The sequence below is a fragment of the Corynebacterium sp. HMSC074C03 genome (assembly GCF_001838285.1).
Taxonomy (GTDB): domain Bacteria; phylum Actinomycetota; class Actinomycetes; order Mycobacteriales; family Mycobacteriaceae; genus Corynebacterium; species Corynebacterium amycolatum.
Genome location: NZ_KV836189.1, coordinates 62588 through 79876, shown reverse-complemented (window position 1 = coordinate 79876; position 17289 = coordinate 62588). Strand labels below are relative to the sequence as shown.

Annotated in this window: 16 protein-coding genes; 11 read left to right on the top strand and 5 right to left on the bottom strand. The window is 59.4% G+C overall.

The features are described 5' to 3' along the window. Positions 1–76 precede the first annotated feature (76 nt). The gene (locus HMPREF2847_RS00520; RefSeq protein ID WP_070851162.1) at positions 77–940 is read left to right on the top strand and encodes an HpcH/HpaI aldolase/citrate lyase family protein; all 864 of its coding nucleotides are present in this window, start codon (positions 77–79) and stop codon (positions 938–940) included. Here the strand turns inward: HMPREF2847_RS00520 and hypD are convergent, their stop codons facing one another. Next, complete coding sequence (gene hypD, locus HMPREF2847_RS00515) at positions 941–2092, bottom strand: hydrogenase formation protein HypD (protein ID WP_016422178.1); 1152 nt, start codon at positions 2090–2092, stop codon at positions 941–943. A gap of 16 nt (positions 2093–2108) precedes the next feature. Next, positions 2109–2378: a HypC/HybG/HupF family hydrogenase formation chaperone gene (locus HMPREF2847_RS00510; protein ID WP_016422179.1), complete on the bottom strand. Its 270-nt coding sequence runs from the start codon at positions 2376–2378 to the stop codon at positions 2109–2111. A 123-nt stretch (positions 2379–2501) separates the two neighbouring features. Between HMPREF2847_RS00510 and hypE the strand changes: the two genes are divergently transcribed. Then, positions 2502–3644, top strand: a complete 1143-nt coding sequence (hypE, locus tag HMPREF2847_RS00505; protein ID WP_070851161.1) for a hydrogenase expression/formation protein HypE — start codon at positions 2502–2504, stop codon at positions 3642–3644. On the opposite strand, the gene hypF is transcribed toward hypE, so the two are convergent. Next, the gene (gene hypF / locus HMPREF2847_RS00500; RefSeq protein WP_083327280.1) at positions 3641–6031 is read right to left on the bottom strand and encodes a carbamoyltransferase HypF; all 2391 of its coding nucleotides are present in this window, start codon (positions 6029–6031) and stop codon (positions 3641–3643) included. The genes hypE and hypF overlap by 4 nt on opposite strands. Positions 6032–6107: 76 nt before the next feature. Between hypF and HMPREF2847_RS11165 the strand changes: the two genes are divergently transcribed. The 6 genes from HMPREF2847_RS11165 (at position 6108) to HMPREF2847_RS00470 (ending at position 12497) form a co-directional block, all read left to right on the top strand. After that, positions 6108–6425, top strand: coding sequence for a hydrogenase maturation nickel metallochaperone HypA (locus tag HMPREF2847_RS11165; RefSeq protein ID WP_241482030.1), 318 nt, complete (start codon positions 6108–6110; stop codon positions 6423–6425). Between the two features lie 16 nt (positions 6426–6441). Then, the gene (hypB, locus tag HMPREF2847_RS00490; RefSeq protein ID WP_070851155.1) at positions 6442–7254 is read left to right on the top strand and encodes a hydrogenase nickel incorporation protein HypB; all 813 of its coding nucleotides are present in this window, start codon (positions 6442–6444) and stop codon (positions 7252–7254) included. Positions 7255–7587: 333 nt separating this feature from the next. Then, positions 7588–8826, top strand: a complete 1239-nt coding sequence (locus tag HMPREF2847_RS00485) for a hydrogenase small subunit (RefSeq protein ID WP_070851153.1) — start codon at positions 7588–7590, stop codon at positions 8824–8826. 11 nt (positions 8827–8837) lie between these two features. Beyond that, a complete protein-coding gene (locus tag HMPREF2847_RS00480; RefSeq protein WP_070851151.1) occupies positions 8838–10586 on the top strand; it encodes a nickel-dependent hydrogenase large subunit in 1749 nt (582 codons plus the stop codon). Then, positions 10583–11851, top strand: coding sequence for a Ni/Fe-hydrogenase, b-type cytochrome subunit (gene cybH, locus HMPREF2847_RS00475; protein ID WP_048731710.1), 1269 nt, complete (start codon positions 10583–10585; stop codon positions 11849–11851). Before HMPREF2847_RS00480 ends, cybH begins: the two co-directional genes overlap by 4 nt. A 61-nt stretch (positions 11852–11912) precedes the next feature. After that, entirely contained in the window at positions 11913–12497 is a 585-nt protein-coding gene (locus tag HMPREF2847_RS00470) for a hydrogenase maturation protease (RefSeq protein WP_070851223.1), read from the top strand. On the opposite strand, the gene HMPREF2847_RS00465 is transcribed toward HMPREF2847_RS00470, so the two are convergent. Then, positions 12494–12853 (bottom strand): hydrogenase maturation nickel metallochaperone HypA/HybF, encoded by a 360-nt coding sequence (locus HMPREF2847_RS00465; RefSeq protein WP_187271236.1) that lies wholly within the window; start codon positions 12851–12853, stop codon positions 12494–12496. The genes HMPREF2847_RS00470 and HMPREF2847_RS00465 overlap by 4 nt on opposite strands. 40 nt (positions 12854–12893) lie before the next feature. On the opposite strand from HMPREF2847_RS00465, the gene HMPREF2847_RS00460 reads away from it, so the two are divergent. Further along, on the top strand, positions 12894–14249 hold the full coding sequence (locus HMPREF2847_RS00460) for a nickel-dependent hydrogenase large subunit (RefSeq protein ID WP_070851149.1): 1356 nt from the start codon (positions 12894–12896) through the stop codon (positions 14247–14249). Positions 14250–14253: 4 nt separating this feature from the next. Then, entirely contained in the window at positions 14254–14514 is a 261-nt protein-coding gene (locus HMPREF2847_RS00455; protein ID WP_049172782.1) for a HypC/HybG/HupF family hydrogenase formation chaperone, read from the top strand. Here the strand turns inward: HMPREF2847_RS00455 and HMPREF2847_RS00450 are convergent. Further along, positions 14511–16097: an LCP family protein gene (locus HMPREF2847_RS00450; protein WP_070851147.1), complete on the bottom strand. Its 1587-nt coding sequence runs from the start codon at positions 16095–16097 to the stop codon at positions 14511–14513. The two genes, HMPREF2847_RS00455 and HMPREF2847_RS00450, sit on opposite strands and share 4 nt — an antisense overlap. A gap of 215 nt (positions 16098–16312) precedes the next feature. Here HMPREF2847_RS00450 and rfbD point away from each other — a divergent pair, with 215 nt between their 5' ends. After that, positions 16313–17287: a dTDP-4-dehydrorhamnose reductase gene (gene rfbD, locus HMPREF2847_RS00445; protein WP_048760855.1), complete on the top strand. Its 975-nt coding sequence runs from the start codon at positions 16313–16315 to the stop codon at positions 17285–17287. Positions 17288–17289 lie beyond the last annotated feature (2 nt).

Below are 17289 nucleotides of genomic sequence, written 5' to 3'. Positions count from 1 at the left end.
CCCACAACGCGGGTTTTGTTGTCTCCTGGGGGAGCCTGCGCGAAGGTGATTCGAGTTTTCAATTAGGTTAGGAGCTATGACAGGCTTTAGCTCCCTCGATGGTGAACAGACCTTCCCTTGGCTTCCCTCTGGCCCAGCGCTGCTCTTCGCCCCGGCTGACCGTCCGGAACGTTTCCAGAAAGCTGCTGAACGATCGGACATGGTCATTATTGACCTGGAGGATGGCGCTGCTGTTGACAATCACGAGCAGGCACGTGCGAACATCATCAACAATCCGCTCGACCCGGAGGTGACTATTCTTCGGATTACCGGTCCTGGGACTCCGACCTTCGCGGAGGATGTCGCCTTTGCCCGTACATGTGACTACGACATCGTCATGGTGCCCAAGATTCGAGACTCCATTCCCGCAGAGCTCGAAGGGTTGAAGATCATCGCGATGATTGAAACCCCGCAGGCCATGATTAATATCCAGCAGATTGCTACGCACCCGGACGTTGTGGGTCTGTTCTGGGGTGCCGAAGACCTGACCGCCGAACTCGGTGGGGCGTCCTCGCGTCAGAGTGTGGATGAAAATCCTCGTCGCCACTACCGCGATCCGCAGCGATTGGCTCGTGCACTCGTTCAGGTGCATGCAGCTGCAGCGGGTATTGCCGCCATTGATGCCGTTCATACTGACTTTCGCGATGAGCGCGGCCAGTACCTAGAGGCTCTCGATGCCGTGGGCTGTGGTTTCTTGGCTACGGCCTGCATCCACCCGGCGATGGTGCCGCCGGTGCGCAAGGCATATAAGCCGTCGGAAGCAATGCTCGCCCGCGCCCGGAAGATTGTCGATCACGCAGGTACGCACACTGGCGCCTTCCAGCTCGATGGCGAGATGATTGACGCGCCCGTCGTAAAGCAAGCGGTGGCAGCGCTCGCGCGTGCGGGAATTACGGAGTAACTAGCGGCGGGATTTCGCCAGGTTCTCGGTGACTTTCCGGTCGATGCGGCCGAAGTTGTAGTACGCCGCACAAGCGCCTTCGGGGGAGACCATGCAGGTGCCGATGGGGGTCGCCGGGGTGCAGGCGGTGCCGAAGACCGCGCATTGCCACGGCTTGATGTGGCCGGTGAGCACAGATCCGCATTCGCAGGTCACGGGGTCTGGGATCCGGCGACCTGGCACCTGGAAACGGCGCTCGGCGTCGAATGCTGCGTATTCCTCAGAGATGCCGAGGCCGGAGTTTTCAATCCAGCCGAGACCGCGCCACTCGAAGGTGTCGCGGAGGGAAAAGACGCGGTCCATAAGTTTCTGCGCGGTGGTGTTGCCGGAGGAGCGCACAACGCGCGCGTACTGGTTGTCCACCCGCGACTTACCGGCAGCAACGTCGCCGCTGACGAATTGATCTAGCAGCATGACGACGGCCTGGAGTACATCCAATGGCTCAAAACCGGTGACCGCCACTGGCAGATTGAACTCGCGCGGCAGGAACTCGAAAGCGTCCGTGCCGGTGGTGGTGGCCACGTGGCCTGGGCCGATAAACCCATCAACCTTGGTTTCGCCGCCGTTGACGATGGCGCGCAGCGGCGGCTCGATAAGTACGTGGTTGGAAAACACGGAGAAGTTTTCCACACCCTGCCGGCGTGCGGCCTCAACGGTCACGGCAGTCGACGGGGCGGTGGTCTCGAACCCGACGGCGAAGAAAACGACCTGCTTATCGGGGTTGTCGGTGGCAATTTTCAGCGCGTCGAGAGGCGAGTAGACAAAGCGTACATCGGCGCCACGCGCACGTGCCTGCATCAGCGACGTTTCGGACCCCGGCACGCGCATCATGTCGCCGAAGGTCGTGAAAATGACGTCTTCCTGCTGTGCCAGCCAGATGGCATCGTCGACGCGCCCCATGGGGATGACACAGACGGGGCAGCCGGGTCCGTGAATCAGCTCGATGTTCTCCGGCAGGAGGTTTTCCAAGCCGTAGCGGTAAATGGTGTGCGTGTGCCCGCCACAGACTTCCATCAGTGCGATGGGCTTTTCCAGCTTGGTGGCCTCGCGTTCAATGCGTGCGAGCAGCTTCTTCGCAGCGGCGGGATCGCGGAATTCGTCAACGTATTTCATGGTGCCGTCCAGCCCCTTAGTTGATCTGTGACGATGAGAAGGATTCCAGCTCATCCTCGTAAGCGTCGCCACCTAGCTGTTTGATTTGCTGGAGCGAGAGTCTGGCCTCTTCCTCGTCGATCTTGCTCATGGCGAAACCGACATGTACGAGAACCCAATCACCTGCGGTGAGGCTCTCGTCAATAAGTAAATCGGTGGAAATCATGCGTGCGACGCCACCAATTTCCACTGTTGCACGGGCAGCATCGTGGACTTCTGTGATGACGGCGGGGACACCAAGACACATACGCTTCTCCTCGTTTGCAATACTTATCGAGACTACCATCAGGAGCAGCGAGCCTCGTTTTCGAAGGACGAGTGACGCAAGCAGTTTTGTCCGCCACCAGCTGTGAAGTTAGGGATAGTGAGCATGCAGCCGAAGAATCGTCTGAACACCAGCGAAGCCAAGGTAAACACCAATATTGGTCGCGTTCGGGCGCGTCCGTTCAGGCTTCTCGACGATTACGTCACCCTGCAACACGGCTCCGGCGGAAAGGCATCCGCCGCTCTGGTTGAACAGGTCTTTTTCGATGCCTATGGCAATGAAATTTTAGGGCAGGGTGGCGACTCCGGGCTCTTCGCTGCCGATGCCGTCGTCAAGGCTGCGACAGCTTCTGCACATGGCGGGGCGCGTTTGGCAATGTCCACTGACTCCTACGTGGTCAATCCCATCGAGTTCCCGGGCGGCAACATCGGCGATTTGGCCGTCAACGGCACAATCAACGATCTGGCGGTAGCCGGAGCCAGGCCGCTGGCGCTGACCGCATCGTTCATCCTGGAAGAGGGGCTGGAGATCGCGACCCTCCGGCGCATCGTGGCGAGTATGCGCACCGCTGCCGATGCGGCAGGGGTGAGCATCGTCGCCGGCGACACCAAGGTTGTGCCGAAGGGCGCAGGTGACCAGGTCTACATCACCACGGCCGGGGTGGGCGTGGTCCGCGGCGACTACGCAGGTGCCGCTACGGAAGGATCTGTCTACGCAAACATCGAGGCCGGAGACCGCATCCTCGTCTCCGGTCCAATCGCCGATCACGGCATGGCCGTCATGCTCGCCCGCGGCGACTTGGCTCTGGCCGCGCCTATCGAGTCCGATACCCGCGCAGTCAACGGTCTGGTCGAAGCGCTACTTGAAGCTGCACCCGGCACTCGCTGGATGCGCGATGCCACCCGCGGCGGCCTCGGCACGGTCGCCAACGAGCTCGCCCGTGGCACCGGTTTTGGTGTCGTGCTTGACGACGAATCCATTGCAGTCCGTGAAATGACCCGTGGCGCCTGTGACATGCTCGGCATCGACCCCCTCTACGTCGCCAATGAAGGCACCTTCGTCGCCGTTGTCCCGGCTGAGCAATCCGAGGCAGCGCTCAGTGCGCTCCACGCAGCCGGGGCTTCCGAGGCTCGTGATATCGGCTCCATCGAGGACGAGCCCGCCGCTTCCGTGGTGCTGGTCACCGGATTCGGTGGCACCCGCATGGTGGACATGTTGGTCGGCGACCCGCTGCCGCGCATCTGCTAGACATCCATGCCGGTTGCCTCCAGCAGGCGACCGGCCACCGCCTGGCCAAGACTCAAGCCGCCATCGCCCGGCGGCACGATTTGATGCTGCAACAGAGTAAAGCCCTCAGCTGTAACTTCGCGCTGCAGCAACTCCATTAACAGCGCATTGTTCGCGCAACCCCCGCTGACACCGACAACATCGGTTCCAGCTTCCTCCGCCGCCTGCACCAATCGCTTGCCGACGATGCCCGCAACCCCACTGTGAAACAAGAATGCGGCCTGCTCAGCGTCAGGCGATGCTGCCGCCTCTCGAATGACGTCCTGGAGGGGCACCGGCTTCGTCTCTGAACTGATCGCTCCGAGCGCTTCCGCATGTGACCTCACGTAGCGAGTCGCCACTGCCTCCAACTCCATGGCCGCTTGCGCCTCGTAGCTGATGGCCGCGCCACCGCGCCAGCGAGGCAGCAGCAGAGCTGCGGCGGCATCGAATATGCGGCCTAGAGACGAAGTTTGCACGGTGCCAATTCCCGTCGCCAGCTGGCTTTTGACCAGGGCTACTTCGTGTTCGTTGGAGAGGTTGCGTAGGAGACGGTCGTCGTCAAGCTCCCACTCGTGCGCGAGACCGAGGGCTAGCCGCCACGGGTGCGTGACTGCACGATCGCCGCCTACCAATGGGAAAGAGGGGCAGTGCCAGGTGCGTTCCCAGTTTGCGGAACTGCGACTGAGCGTGAGGATCTCGCCGCCCCAGATGGAACCATCAGTGCCATAGCCGGTGCCGTCGAGGGTAGCGACGGCTGCGTGACCGGCACTGGGGGAAAGGAGGCGGTGTTCGGCGAGTAGGGAGAGCGCGTGGGCGAAGTGGTGTTGAACCGAGAGCAGTTCGATGTCGTGCTCGGCAGCGAAGCGTTCGGCGAAGGCGGTAGTGGCGTAGTCCGGGTGAAGGTCGCAGACGACAAAATCCGGGGTCGCGTCACGCATGGAAAGGAGCTGATCAACTGCTCTCTGGTAGGCCTTCTGACTGGTCCACGAACCCATGTCACCAATGTGTGCGGAGACGTGAACGAGGTCCCCATGCGCGATCGCGAAAGTGTTCTTCAGCTCCCCGCCAGTCGCGAAAATGGTGGGTTGCGACGTACTACGGGCGCTGGTGCCGGTGCTAGTGCCCGTGTGCCTACGAGAATCGGTGGCCGTGATTGAAACGGGGATGGGAGCGAAGCCACGGGACCGGCGCGATGGGGCGGTGCCGATGAAAACCGAATCTTCAACGGGGACGTGGATTTCGCGGTCGTGGAGGATGAAAGCGTCGGCGATGTGACCGAGCTTCTTCAGCGCGTCGTCATTGTCGGTGCACACGGGCTCGCCACTGAGGTTACCGCTGGTGACCACGAGCGGGCGATCGCAAAGCAACAGGTGAATGCCTGAGTATGGAAGCATAATGCCGAAGCTGTCGAGGCCAGGGGCGATGAGATCGGAAAGCGGCCCCGACCGCTGCTTCGGCGCGATCACAATCGGTGCCTCAGGGGAGTCGAGGAAACGCTTCTCCTGTTCAGTTAACTCAACCAGTTGGGCAGCGGTGTCAACAGTGGGAGCCATTACCGCCAGCGGTTTGTCGGGTCGACGCTTGCGCATCCGTAGTTTCTCGCAGGCAGCGTCGTTGGCGGCATCGCAGACCAGGTGAAAACCACCAATACCTTTGACGGCGAGCAGGGCGCCGTCGTCAAGCAGCGCGTGTGCGCGACGAAAGAGTGCGAGAACCTCCTCGCGGGAGGTAGCGGTGGTGGTGCCGCCTGCATCGTGCCAGCTCAGATGCGGTCCGCAGTCGAAACAGCTGATTGGCTGGGCGTGATAGCGGCGATCGGTCGGGTCGGTGTATTCGCGCTCGCACGGGGTGCACATTGGAAAAGCCGCCATAGTGGTGTGCGGGCGGTCGTAGGGCAGTTCAGTGATGATGGACAGACGAGGTCCGCAGTTGGTGCAGGAAATGAAAGGGTAGAGGTAGCGCGGGTTGGTAGGGTCGAAGAACTCACGGCGGCAGTCCGGGCACAGTGCGGTGTCGGGCGGAAGCAGCGCACGGCCGGAGTAGCTGTGGCGAGAGCGCACGATGGTGAACTCGCGCTCACGGCCCAGCGCAGCGATGTACTCGGCGGAGTGATTGATGATGCGGGCAAGCGCCGGCAGTTCGGTGAAAAGCTGGCGGCGGAAGGCAGCGAGGGCGTCCGACGTGCCTTCTACCTCGATGAATACGCCCTGCTCATCATTGCCGCAGAAGCCGACGAGACCCGCGCGCCGGGCGATGGTGGCCACAAAAGGGCGGAATCCGACCCCCTGGACGATTCCTTCGATACGCCAGCGAATGCGTTGAATGCCCGTGCCCATCCCCGCCCCGGTCGTGCCTGCCTTTTCCATGCGTTCAACTTTACGTAAGCGACTCGGGTCCGTTCGCACTGCTACTTTGGAGATTGTGCACGAAGTAGCGTTGAGCATGCAGTTGGCGAAGGTTGTCACGAGAGCAGCCGAAGGTCGAACTGTACGCACTGTGCACCTGCGGATAGGCGCTCTGCGTCAGGTTGTTCCAGAAACCCTTTCATACGCGTGGGATTTCGTCAGTCGCGATACCGGTTTGGGGCACGCGAAGTTAGAGATCGACTGGGTACCTGCCGTTGTCGAATGCGCGCACGGCCATCGCGAACAGGTCGGGCCACTCGACGGTCTGCTGTGCCCCACGTGTGGAAAGCCCGGACGCGTAATCTCGGGGGAAGAGTTCACAATCGTCGACATCGACGTCGACGCGCACAAGTAGGAAAGACGGTTTAATCATGGGACGTTTCCACCGGCACGACGGCGATGACGCACACCACCACCATCATCATGACCACGACCATGACCACCACCACGGCCAGGACCACGTTCATCTCGCCGACCCCAATGACACCAGCCACGGCGACCACTCGGGTTATGAAACTGGTGTGGAACGCGTGACCATCCTCGAGGACATCTTCAGCGAGAACGACCACCGCGCGGAGCATAATCGCGAGCTGCTTGCCGAACATGGTGTTGGGGCCATCAACCTGATGAGCTCCCCGGGTTCAGGCAAGACCGCGCTGTTGGAGAAGACACTGGTGGCTGCGCAGGGCAAGCTGCGCGTCGGCATTATCGAGGGCGATATTGAGACGGCCCTCGATGCCGATCGTCTGGAGGGCTACGGGGCACAGATTTCGCTGCTGAACACGGGCAACGGATTCGGTGGCGAATGCCACTTGGATGCTCCCATGGTCTCCCGCGCGCTCGAGGGGCTGAATCTGGACACGCTTGACCTGGTCATGATTGAAAATGTGGGAAACCTCGTCTGTCCGGCTGAGTTTGAGGTCGGTGAGACTCGCAAGGCAATGGTCTACTCCATTACTGAAGGTGAGGATAAGCCGGTCAAGTATCCGGTGATGTTCCGCTCTGTGCAGGTAGTGGTTATCAACAAGATGGATCTTGCCCCGTACCTTGACTTCGACATGGAGCTCTTCCGCGCCAATCTGGAAAAGGTCAATCCAGGGGTGAAGGTGATTGAGGTCTCTGCTAAGACCGGGGAGGGCATCGACGAATGGCTCCGTTGGGTCAACCCTGCGCTGGTTGATTAAGCGCGCGCCGGGGGGGGCGTCGTGAAGCAATGGGGGCATTACGGCATGCTTGACGACGGTCCCGCCACCCCCTCGTTTCGCTCCACCTTAGTGGGGGATAGGTGATATCCGGCCGTAATCTGCCGCGGTTTTTCACGTTCATTCCCTGTACCTGGAGCTATATTTACGCAACAGTTATCTTGCATATTATTTTGTTATAACCGCAGCGCAGCACCATTATTCAGGTTGTTCTTAGGTCGCTATACTCGGCCATGTATGGGCAATGGGCCTGGGTAGTTGTAAAACCTCGAAACCAATATTCCTAATAACTAAGCAGAAGGCGCAGCGAAAAAAATGATTAGTGGCGCGAATTGGCAGGAAGGCACCCTCGGCGACAACCTCGCTAGAGCTGGTGTCTCACGGCGCAGTTTCATGAAGTTTTGTGGCACCATGGCGGCAATTTTTGCCGCGGGAACTCCGAATGTCGGTGAGGCCGCGGCGCAGTCGCTGACTCCCTCGGCGGAGGAAATCGCAGACAAGCTCTCAGCTGTAAAGAAGCCGAAGGTGGCTTGGTTGCAATTGCAGGAGTGCACCGGATGTATGGAATCAGTATTGCGTTCCGGAGGCACTACTGCTGAAGACGTGGTGCTGAACTTAGTTTCGATGGACTATAACGAGCTGCTCATGGCGCCGTCCGGGCACGCGGCCGAAAAGGCTTTGGATGACATGAATGCTGAGGACCACATTCTGGTGGTCAATGGCTCGATCCCGACCGGCGAGCACGGTGCGTACTGCACCATCGGCGGTAAGTCGGCAGAACAGGTGCTGCTCGAGGCTGCTGAGAAGGCCACGGCAATCCTGGCCGTTGGTGCCTGTGCTGTCTGGGGTTCTGTTCAGGCCGCTAAGCCGAATCCGACCGGCGCTAAGGGCGTCGATGAGATTATCAAGGACAAGCCGGTGATTAACGTCTCTGGTTGCCCGCCGATTGGTGAGGTTATTACGGCCACTCTGACGTACGTGCTCACTTATGGCAAGACTCCGGAGGTTGACGCTGAGGGGCGGCCAAAGTTTGCCTACGACCAGCGTATTCACGACTCCTGTCCGCGCCGCGCACATTATGATGCCGGTCAGTTCGTGAAAACCTTCGATGACGAGGGTGCACGCAACGGCTGGTGCCTTTACGAGGTCGGCTGTAAGGGGCCATCCACGTTTAGCCCATGTCCAATCGTGCAGTGGAACCTCAAGTCTGGCTGGCCAATCGGTGCTGGTCACCCATGTATTGGCTGTACTGAGAAGGACTTCTTCGACCAGTTCACTCCGTTCTATAACAAGCTGCCGGGTATCCCGGGTATTGGAGTGGAGTCCAGTGTGAACAAGGTCGGCGTTGGACTGCTGGCTGCTACTGCTGCGGGTACCGCGGTCCATGGCGGACTCACATTGGTGAAGGAACTGAAGATAAGGCGCTCCAACGGCGAAGAAAAGGTGTTGGCTGCGTTTGGTGGTGTGGAAGGCCGGAAGCCTCCGACGGTCGACCTTCCTTCAAACTCACCGGGCACGCAGAGTGAGACAGCATCCGATTCGAAGGACAACTAAGGGCATAGGACATGGCTACGGAAAAAGTTGTAATTGACCCGATTACCCGAATCGAGGGACACCTTCGCATTGAGCTGGAACGCGAGGGAGACCAGATTAAAACCGCGTGGAGTGAGACCACTCAGTTCCGCGGTATCGAAACCATTGTGAAAAACCGCGATCCTCGCGATGTCTGGGCGTTCGTTGGTCGTATCTGTGGTGTGTGCACGGGTACTCACTCGGTGGCATCTATTGCTGCGGTCGAAGATGCCATTGGCTCGACACCGCCCCCGCAGGCACGTCGTATTCGCGACCTGGTGATTGGCTCGCAGGAGATTCACGACCACGTCGTGCACTTCTACCATCTTCACGGGTTGGACTGGATTGATGTCACGAAGGCTCTCGAGGCAGATCCGAAGAAGACCGTTGAGTTCGCGCAGTCGATCGGCTCGACGTGGAAGGGCAATAACGAAGAAACCTTCGCCCGAGTCAAGGAAACCGTGCAGGGCATTGTGGACTCCGGCCAGCTGTCCATCTTCACCGGCGGTTACTGGGGGCATGAGGACTACCGCTTGCCGCCCGAGGCCAACCTGATGGCAGTGTCGCACTACCTCGACGCCTTGGCTTTCCAGCGCTCTATCATCCGCATTAACACCGTATTTGGCGGTAAGAATCCCCACCCGAACTTCCTGGTCGGAGGTATGGCGTGCTCCATAGACCCGGAACGCTCGGAGACGGTCAACCAAGTCGGCATTGACCAGATCAAGTCCTGGATCGATGAGATCGTGGAGTTCGTCAATGACTGCTTCTACCCAGATGCAGTCGCCATCATGAGCGTTTACAAGGATTACTTCGACATCGGTCGCTCCTCCGACAGCTTCCTGGCGGTCGGCATGGCTGGCGCCACTTACTCCGGCGACCCGGCTAAGTCCCGTGTCCAGACCGTGCATCCAAATATCAAGCCCGGTGTCATTCTCGACGGTGATTACACCAAGCTCCACCCATTCCAGCCGGAGAAGATTGAGGAATTCATTAACTCCGCCTGGTACAAGCAGGAAGCGGGCGACGATGTCGGCCTCAAGCCGTACGACGGTGAAACCACAGTGAACTACACCGGACCGAAACCGCCGTACGAGTGGCTGTCCGACAACGAAAAGTACACCTGGTCGAAGGCGCCGCGTTACGACGGTCGCGCTGTTCAAGTTGGCCCGGTTGCACGTGTGCTGTTGGCGTACCTGCAGAAGGAGTCGGAGACGGTGCGCCTGGTCGACGAGGTTATGGACAAGCTCGACCTGCGCATTGAGCAGATGAACTCCACTGCGGGACGCACCTACGCTCGTGCCGTGGAATCTGTGACTACCGCCAATTACTTGGCAGATCACATTTTCCCAGAGTTCGTTGAGGCCTTGAAGAATGGCGATATTGATGTCTTCGACAACAGCCGTTGGGAGCCGTCCTCGTGGCCGGAAAAGTGCCAGGGCGTGGGCTTTCTCGAGGTCGCTCGTGGCATGCTCAGCCACTGGGTCAAAATCGAAAATGGCAAGGTGACCAACTACCAAGCCGTGGTTCCTACCACGTGGCTGGCCGGTGGCCGTGACCCCAAGGGGCAGCTTGGCCCGTACGAGCACGCGCTGGCTGGCGATGGCACGCATCCGCTGGTCAATCCTGAGCAGCCGCTTGAGCCACTTCGTACGATTCATTCCTTCGACCCATGTATGGCCTGCGCAGTCCATGTTTTGGATCCGTCTGGTCAGGAGATGTTTAAGGTGACGACGGCATGACCCCCTCAGTGAGTGAAAATCCGGAACTGCGACTAAAAGATTCCAAGGGCAACCCCCTGGTTATTGCGGTTATTGACGCACACACCAGCCACTGGTTGTCGCCATCTGAGGTCATTCAGGCCGCAGCAATTGTCCCGGACGAGTCCCGCGATCCTGTCGACCTTGCGCTGAAGGTCAGCTTGCGTCGTCGTCGCGACGATCTTTTCCACCTCGACGGCACGCCACTGATGAAACTAACTCCGGATTCCTACGACCCGGCCACTCCGGATCGCCGTTACTCCATCGCCAAGGTGCACGGTCTCAACATTGCGGATCAAACGGTCGATGTCGCCATCATGCGCGGTGAATTGAATGCGGTCGTTGAGGCTTCCACAATGTCCCGTGAGGAAGGCGTTCTGCTTCGGCGTAACGCGAACATGCACCATGGCCGCGGTCATCGCAGCATGGGTGTCGCACTTGCTCCCATTGACAAAGACGGAAATATCATCGGAGACTTCATCTTCGAAGGTTTCGTGGCAATGGGGCTGCGGAAACTTGACGAGGCCATTGCAGAGAATAAAAAAGGCTCCGGTTCGTGGGTTGAGGTTCACCTGTGGGGATGGGCGCTGCGCGTTCAACATTGGTTGAACCTGGCGCTGATGTTGGTGATGACCTTTACTGGCTGGTACATCATGCAGCCCTATTTGACCGAGCGTACTTATGACGGTTCGGCAGCGGGATTCGCAATGGGATATGTCCGTTTCGCGCACTTCTTAGCAGGATTCCTATGGATTGCGGTGGGGCTGTGGCGTGTCATTCTGTTGTTTGTTACCCACGACCGACAAACCCGATGGCGTGCGCTATGGCCGATTTATAACAAGCAGGATGTTAAAGACCTCTGGCACACGATGCAGTACTACCTCTTCCTGCGCAAGGAAGGGCCGTTCTACTTCGCTCACAATCCGCTGCAGCAGCTGGCGTACACCGGCATTTATGCGATGTGTTTCATCCAGATGCTCACAGGTTTGTCGCTATACGCGATGATGGATCAGTCCAACTGGTTCTTCCAGCTGTTGGCTATGCCCACGCACTGGATTGGCATCGGTTACTTCCGCCTGATTCACACAATCATCATGTACTTGATTTGGCTCTTCGCCGTCATTCACGTTTACCTGGTCATCCGCTCCGATGCGGTGCACAATCACGGTGGTCTGTCCTCGATGATTGGTGGCTCTGTCTGGCTACCGCGCGGCACGCAACCGGTTGACTCTCCACGCATTGGATAGGAGATCATTGGGTAACGATAAGGCGTCCGACGCAGTCACCGGCGCCGATACTGGAACCCCGTTGGTGACGGTTCTTGGCATCGGCAACCCCGTCATGGGCGACGACGGCATTGGTCTCGAACTGCTGAGGCGCCTCGCTCCGGAACTGGAATCTGCAGGCATGAGGCAGGCAACTCAGGCCGGAGATTCTGCGCATTTGGTCTGGTCGCCCTCTAATCTCGATGATTCTGCGAACATCGCCGGGCGAGGGGACGAATGGACGGGTGCGGTTGCCTACATCGATGGCGGCACCTGCGGTATGGAGTTGCTGCCCCTCGTGCAGGAGGCCAAGAACTTATTGCTGCTCGACGCTCTCGCTGGTCCGGGGGATCCCGGTACCGTCGTCAAGCTTGTCGGTGACCAGATTCCTCGACTATTGGCGGCAAAGCTGTCCGCGCACCAGGTCGGCTTGTTGGATTTGCTCACCGCGGCGCGCCTGTTGGGGCAGGAGCCTGCGCGCGTCGGTGTGGTGGGAGTGGTCTACGAGTCGGCTGACATGGTGGTGGGGCTCAGCGACACGGCACTTGTCGGCATTGAGGAAGCGACTGAGGTTGCGCGTGAGCTCATCGACAGCTGGCTTGCCGACGAGCGCGACAGCGACGTCTAACTCTCGCCCTCAGCGTTGACCTCAATACTGGAGATTTCAAACTCGCGGCCGTGCCGTAGATCCGCAGTTGGGGTGCCGCAGACGGGGCAGGTTAGAGCATAGAATTCATCGATCTCATGCTCGGCCTCGCAGGTGGGGCAGTAGACCGTCGACACAATGAGCTCGGCGTCTAACTCGGCGCCCTCACACTGCGTCGCGGCACTGGCCACGGGCCACGCGGCGATGAGGGAATCGTAGACGACTCCGGAGCGGTCGCCCACACGCATTGACACCTTTGTCACGGTGCGTCCCGGGCAGACCTCGGCAATCTTTTCCACCACGCTGGTCAACAATCCAAGCTCATGCACAGATACCATTATGGCGAAGCACTCAGCGCAAAGGAGGCGCAGGCGGACCATGTCATCCAAATCCGTTCCGGTTACCCAGCACATCCAGCTCGATGAGCTTGTTGACCCATTCGAGGCACGACTGGATGTCTATCGCGATGACAACGGCGCCATCACACAGGTGTCCTTCGATCTTTCAGGGCTACCGCGTATCGACGGGATGCTCGTGGGCAAGCAGGCGCTGGCTGTACCAGATATCACCAAGCGGCTGTGTGGCCTGTGCCCGGTTGTGCATCATCTTGCAGGCGTGCGGGCGGTAGAGGACCTCTACGGGGTCTCCGACATTCCTCGAACCGCACAGTTGATTCGAGAGCTGCTGGCGGCCGGGTCGACCTTGGATAATCTAGCGACCAAATTTGTGGCCGTCGACCGCGAGGGGGCGCGGGCAATGAAGCGTGCCGGAAAAGCTCTGATGCGTGCAGCGGGGGCACCGTCGCACTTCCCGGATGTCGCCGTCCCCGGCGGTGTGCGCGCGACAGTGGATAAGGCGCTGGTTTCTGAGGCAGAAACTGCTCTGGAGGTACTGGCTGAGACGGCGGTAATCAAGGAAGTGGAGCTTCTTCCCACTCCCGATGCCCCTGATGCTTGGACGGATACTTTTGACGGCCTCGATGTGGCAGTTGTCGATGCCGACGGTGAGCTTGCGCCGCTGGGAAATTACTTGGCAGTCGCACGGCATGACACCGATACCGCGGCGGAGATTTTCCCGGCTGCTGATTGGCCCACACGTGTTCGTGAATCCCGTCCGGGCGATGCCGCTCCCAGACCGGTGTTTGATGCCTCGAAGCAGCTGGGAAAACATGGCTGTGAAGGTCAGCGGGTCGATTTCTACCGGGTGGGGCCGGTCTCCAGACAGGTTGTCGTCGATAAGCGTGGGGTGAGCCCACGCGACGCCCAACGCCAGCTTCTCGCCGACACCGCGGCTTGGGCGAGGCGGGTGCTTGCCGACGGGGAACTGCTCGGCGAGCATGTGTGCGATCCGAATGCCGCGACAGCGATTGAGAACGCTGACTTTGAAGGGCATCGCAGTGGTGTCGGGGTGATTGACGGTCCGCGTGGGCTGTTAGTGCATCGCTATACGGCAGGGGCTGACGGCATCATCACGGATTGTCAGATCATGACACCAACTGCGCAGAACGAACCCTGGCTGACTCGTATGCTCACCGAGCAGCTGTGCGGCGGCGGGGAGGCTGCGGGGGTCGAGAAGTCCATCTGGGCCGCTGATCCGTGCTTACCGTGTAGTTCGGCACCTGCGGGAGTGATGACATTCACGATGCAGGAACATGCCGGTGCACCTGCGGACAATATGACAACGGATAGCCGTGGTTCGGCGGACGCCCCGACTGTAGCGGAGAGGACGAAGTAACACGATGTGTCTTGGAATTCCTGCCCGGGTTTTGGCAATAGCCGATGGTCCACTGCCGATGGCGACAGTGGATATGGCGGGGCAGAAGCGGCAATGCTCGGCAATGTACGTGCCTGAGCTGGTGGCAGGTGATTGGGTGTTCGTCCAGAACGGGTTCATCATGAACGTGCTGGACGAACAGGAGGCCAAGGAGTCCTTAGCCGCAATTGAGGAATATAACCTCATCGAACATGTCGCTGAGGTCTCCCCGAAGGGGCGGACCTAGTTCACGCAGGTCACGCCAGCGGCGTCAATAGCGGGGCGATCTTCCTGCGGAATTTCGCCGCCCTCTTGGCCGATGATGTCGCCATTGGAACCATCTTCGACTTCAGGTGCGGGTTCGGCACCCTCGCCCGAATCAGGGGCCATTCCCTCTGGAGTCAATCCCGGGCCGTCGTAGTCACCGGCAATCGTCACTGAGATGTGGTGCGGATCGAGGTATGGATCGTGGACAATCGGTACGCCACCGAGTGCTTCAGAAATGGCCTGAGCTGCCGGATCCTCTGGGTCAGCCGCATTGATCTGGCTGGAGGCAACGCCGGCGAACTCAGCGTTGCCGACCTCTCCCTGGGTGTAGCCCTTTTCCGTTAAGAAACCTGAGACGCCGCTGGCCAAACCTTCAATGCCTGTGGCGTTGTAAACGCTGACTGTAGTTTCAGCCGCGTTGGGGTCAGCCTTCTTATCGTCTTCTTCCTTCGTCGGAGCTTCTTCTTCCTTGGTGCCCAGCAGGGTCTCGAAGTACTGGTGGACTTGGCCCTTATCGATTGTGACCACCGACTCGCCATAGTCACCAACACCGTCAATCGAGGTCACCGGGATAGTTTCAAACTTCACGTTGCCACCACTGAGGCCCTGCATCTGGGTAGCAAATCCGGTGACATCCCAGTTGTCGTCGAGCACCACTGAGCGCTGGACAGCGTTGCCCAGTTCAGACAGCTTCGCGGGATTGGACAGTGTGCCAGCGCCGAGCAGCTTATTGGTGAACGAGGCCATGAAGACCTGCTGGCGAGTAATTCGGTCGAGGTCACCGCGGGGCAGGCCGTGGCGCTGGCGGACGAATGAGAGCGCGTCGGCACCCTTCAACGTCTGTGAGCCCGCCGGAAAGTCTGCACCCGAGAACTCGTCGTAGACAGCCTCATTCAGGCACACATCGACACCACCGATGGCGTCGGTGAGCAGGACAAAGCCGAGCAGACCAACTTCTGCGTAGTGGTCAACAGTGACACCGCTTAGGTCGCTAATGGTTTCAATCAGAGCTCTACGTCCGGCCTCAGTTGAGCGACGCTCAATCTCTTCTGGCGATGCCCCACTGCCCGCGAGTTCCTCTTCCACCAGCTGCTTCGTGTTGCCGTAGACGCCATTAATTTTTGTGTTGCCCAGGCGATTGGTGTGGACATAGGTATCGCGCGGAATGGAAATAGCCGTCGCTGAAGAGCCATCGGCAGGAACACGAATCACAATAATCGTGTCTGTATTCGTGGCTTCTTCGTCGCCGGCACGCAGAAGTTCAACTTCTTCTGGGGTCAGCGGGTTTCCCTGGGCATCGGCGCGGGAGTCTGAACCGACGAGCAGAATATCAGTTGCACCGTCCTTCTCACTGCCCAGACCGAAGTCGCCACCTGAACCCAAATTGTCGGTGGTCCTACCGACTGTCCACCAACCAACTGCGGAAATAACCAGAATAATGGCCGAGAGCAGCACAAGTGTATTGCGCAGCATCGGCGGCCAAGCTTGGGCTGTACTCTCTGCAGAGGACGGTGGCGCTTGAATATCGCGTGCGTGACGCGCGCGTGGCGTGTGGCTGCTCAAACCGGGGCTCCTCTAACCGTCTGTAAAAATATAATTCGTGCTGCGTGTCTGCGTGGGCGTTCCACACCTCGTGGAGGGGCAGTCAGCAGCTGCGGAAACTACATAAACCTTAACCGTCCAACCGTGTGCGGTGGCACCTCAACACAGTGTCAATCCGTGTCCGGTTGCATCTCAACACAGTGTCAATCGTATCTACGATAGTGATAAAGAAGAATATGTCTGAAACCTCAGTCTCGCATTTCGCCACTAACGAACGAACCTGCTGCAACTCACAGCGTCCCATTGTCGCCATTGTTGGCGCTGCTGGACAGCTGGGCACTGCGCTTCAGCGTGACGCTTTCACCGCTGATATTGAGGTGCGCGCGCTCACTCGGGCACAGTTGGACATCGCTGACTCGGACGCCGTGGAGTCGACGCCTTTGCTTGACGACGTCGATGTCATCATAAACGCGGCAGCGGCGACCGATGTCGATGGCGCAGAATCCAACCCCGGTTCAGCCCACCTGGTCAATGCACTCGGACCGAAGTACTTGGCGGCTCGAGCGAAAAAGGAAGATGCGTATCTTATTCAGGTCTCCACTGACTATGTCTTCGGCGATGTAGCAATCAATGAGATGACGGAGCAACGCCGGGCGCTGCGAGTCGATGATTTCACTGCGCCACAGACTATGTACGGCCGCACCAAGTTAGTGGGGGAGAACAATGTGCGCGATTCGGGTGCTCGGTTCGCTATTCTGCGCACGGCGTGGGTCTGGTCGGGCCCTACACAGCCGGAGGCCAAGGACTTTGTCTCCACGATGATGCGTCTGGCGGAGACGGCAACTGATGACAAAGGCAATCCGGCAGTTATTAAGGTCGTTGACGATCAGCATGGTAACCCCACCTTCGTCGGTGACCTTGCCGGAGCCATCTGGGAGTTAACCGAACGCGTGTTGTCCGAACCGAGCAGCGCACCGACCGGCACCTTCCATGTCACGGGCAGTGGCGAGGCGACATGGTTCGAGGTGGCTCGCGAAGTGTTTCGGCTCACCGGCCATAATCCACAGCGCGTGGTGGCTTGCGCAAGCAGCGAGTTCCCGCGTCCAGCACCGCGTCCAGCCTGGTCTGTGTTGGATGGTTCCGCGTGGAGTGAGGCAGGTCTAAAGCCACTTCCGGAGTGGCAGGACACTTTGCGTTCAGTCCTGGCCTAGGG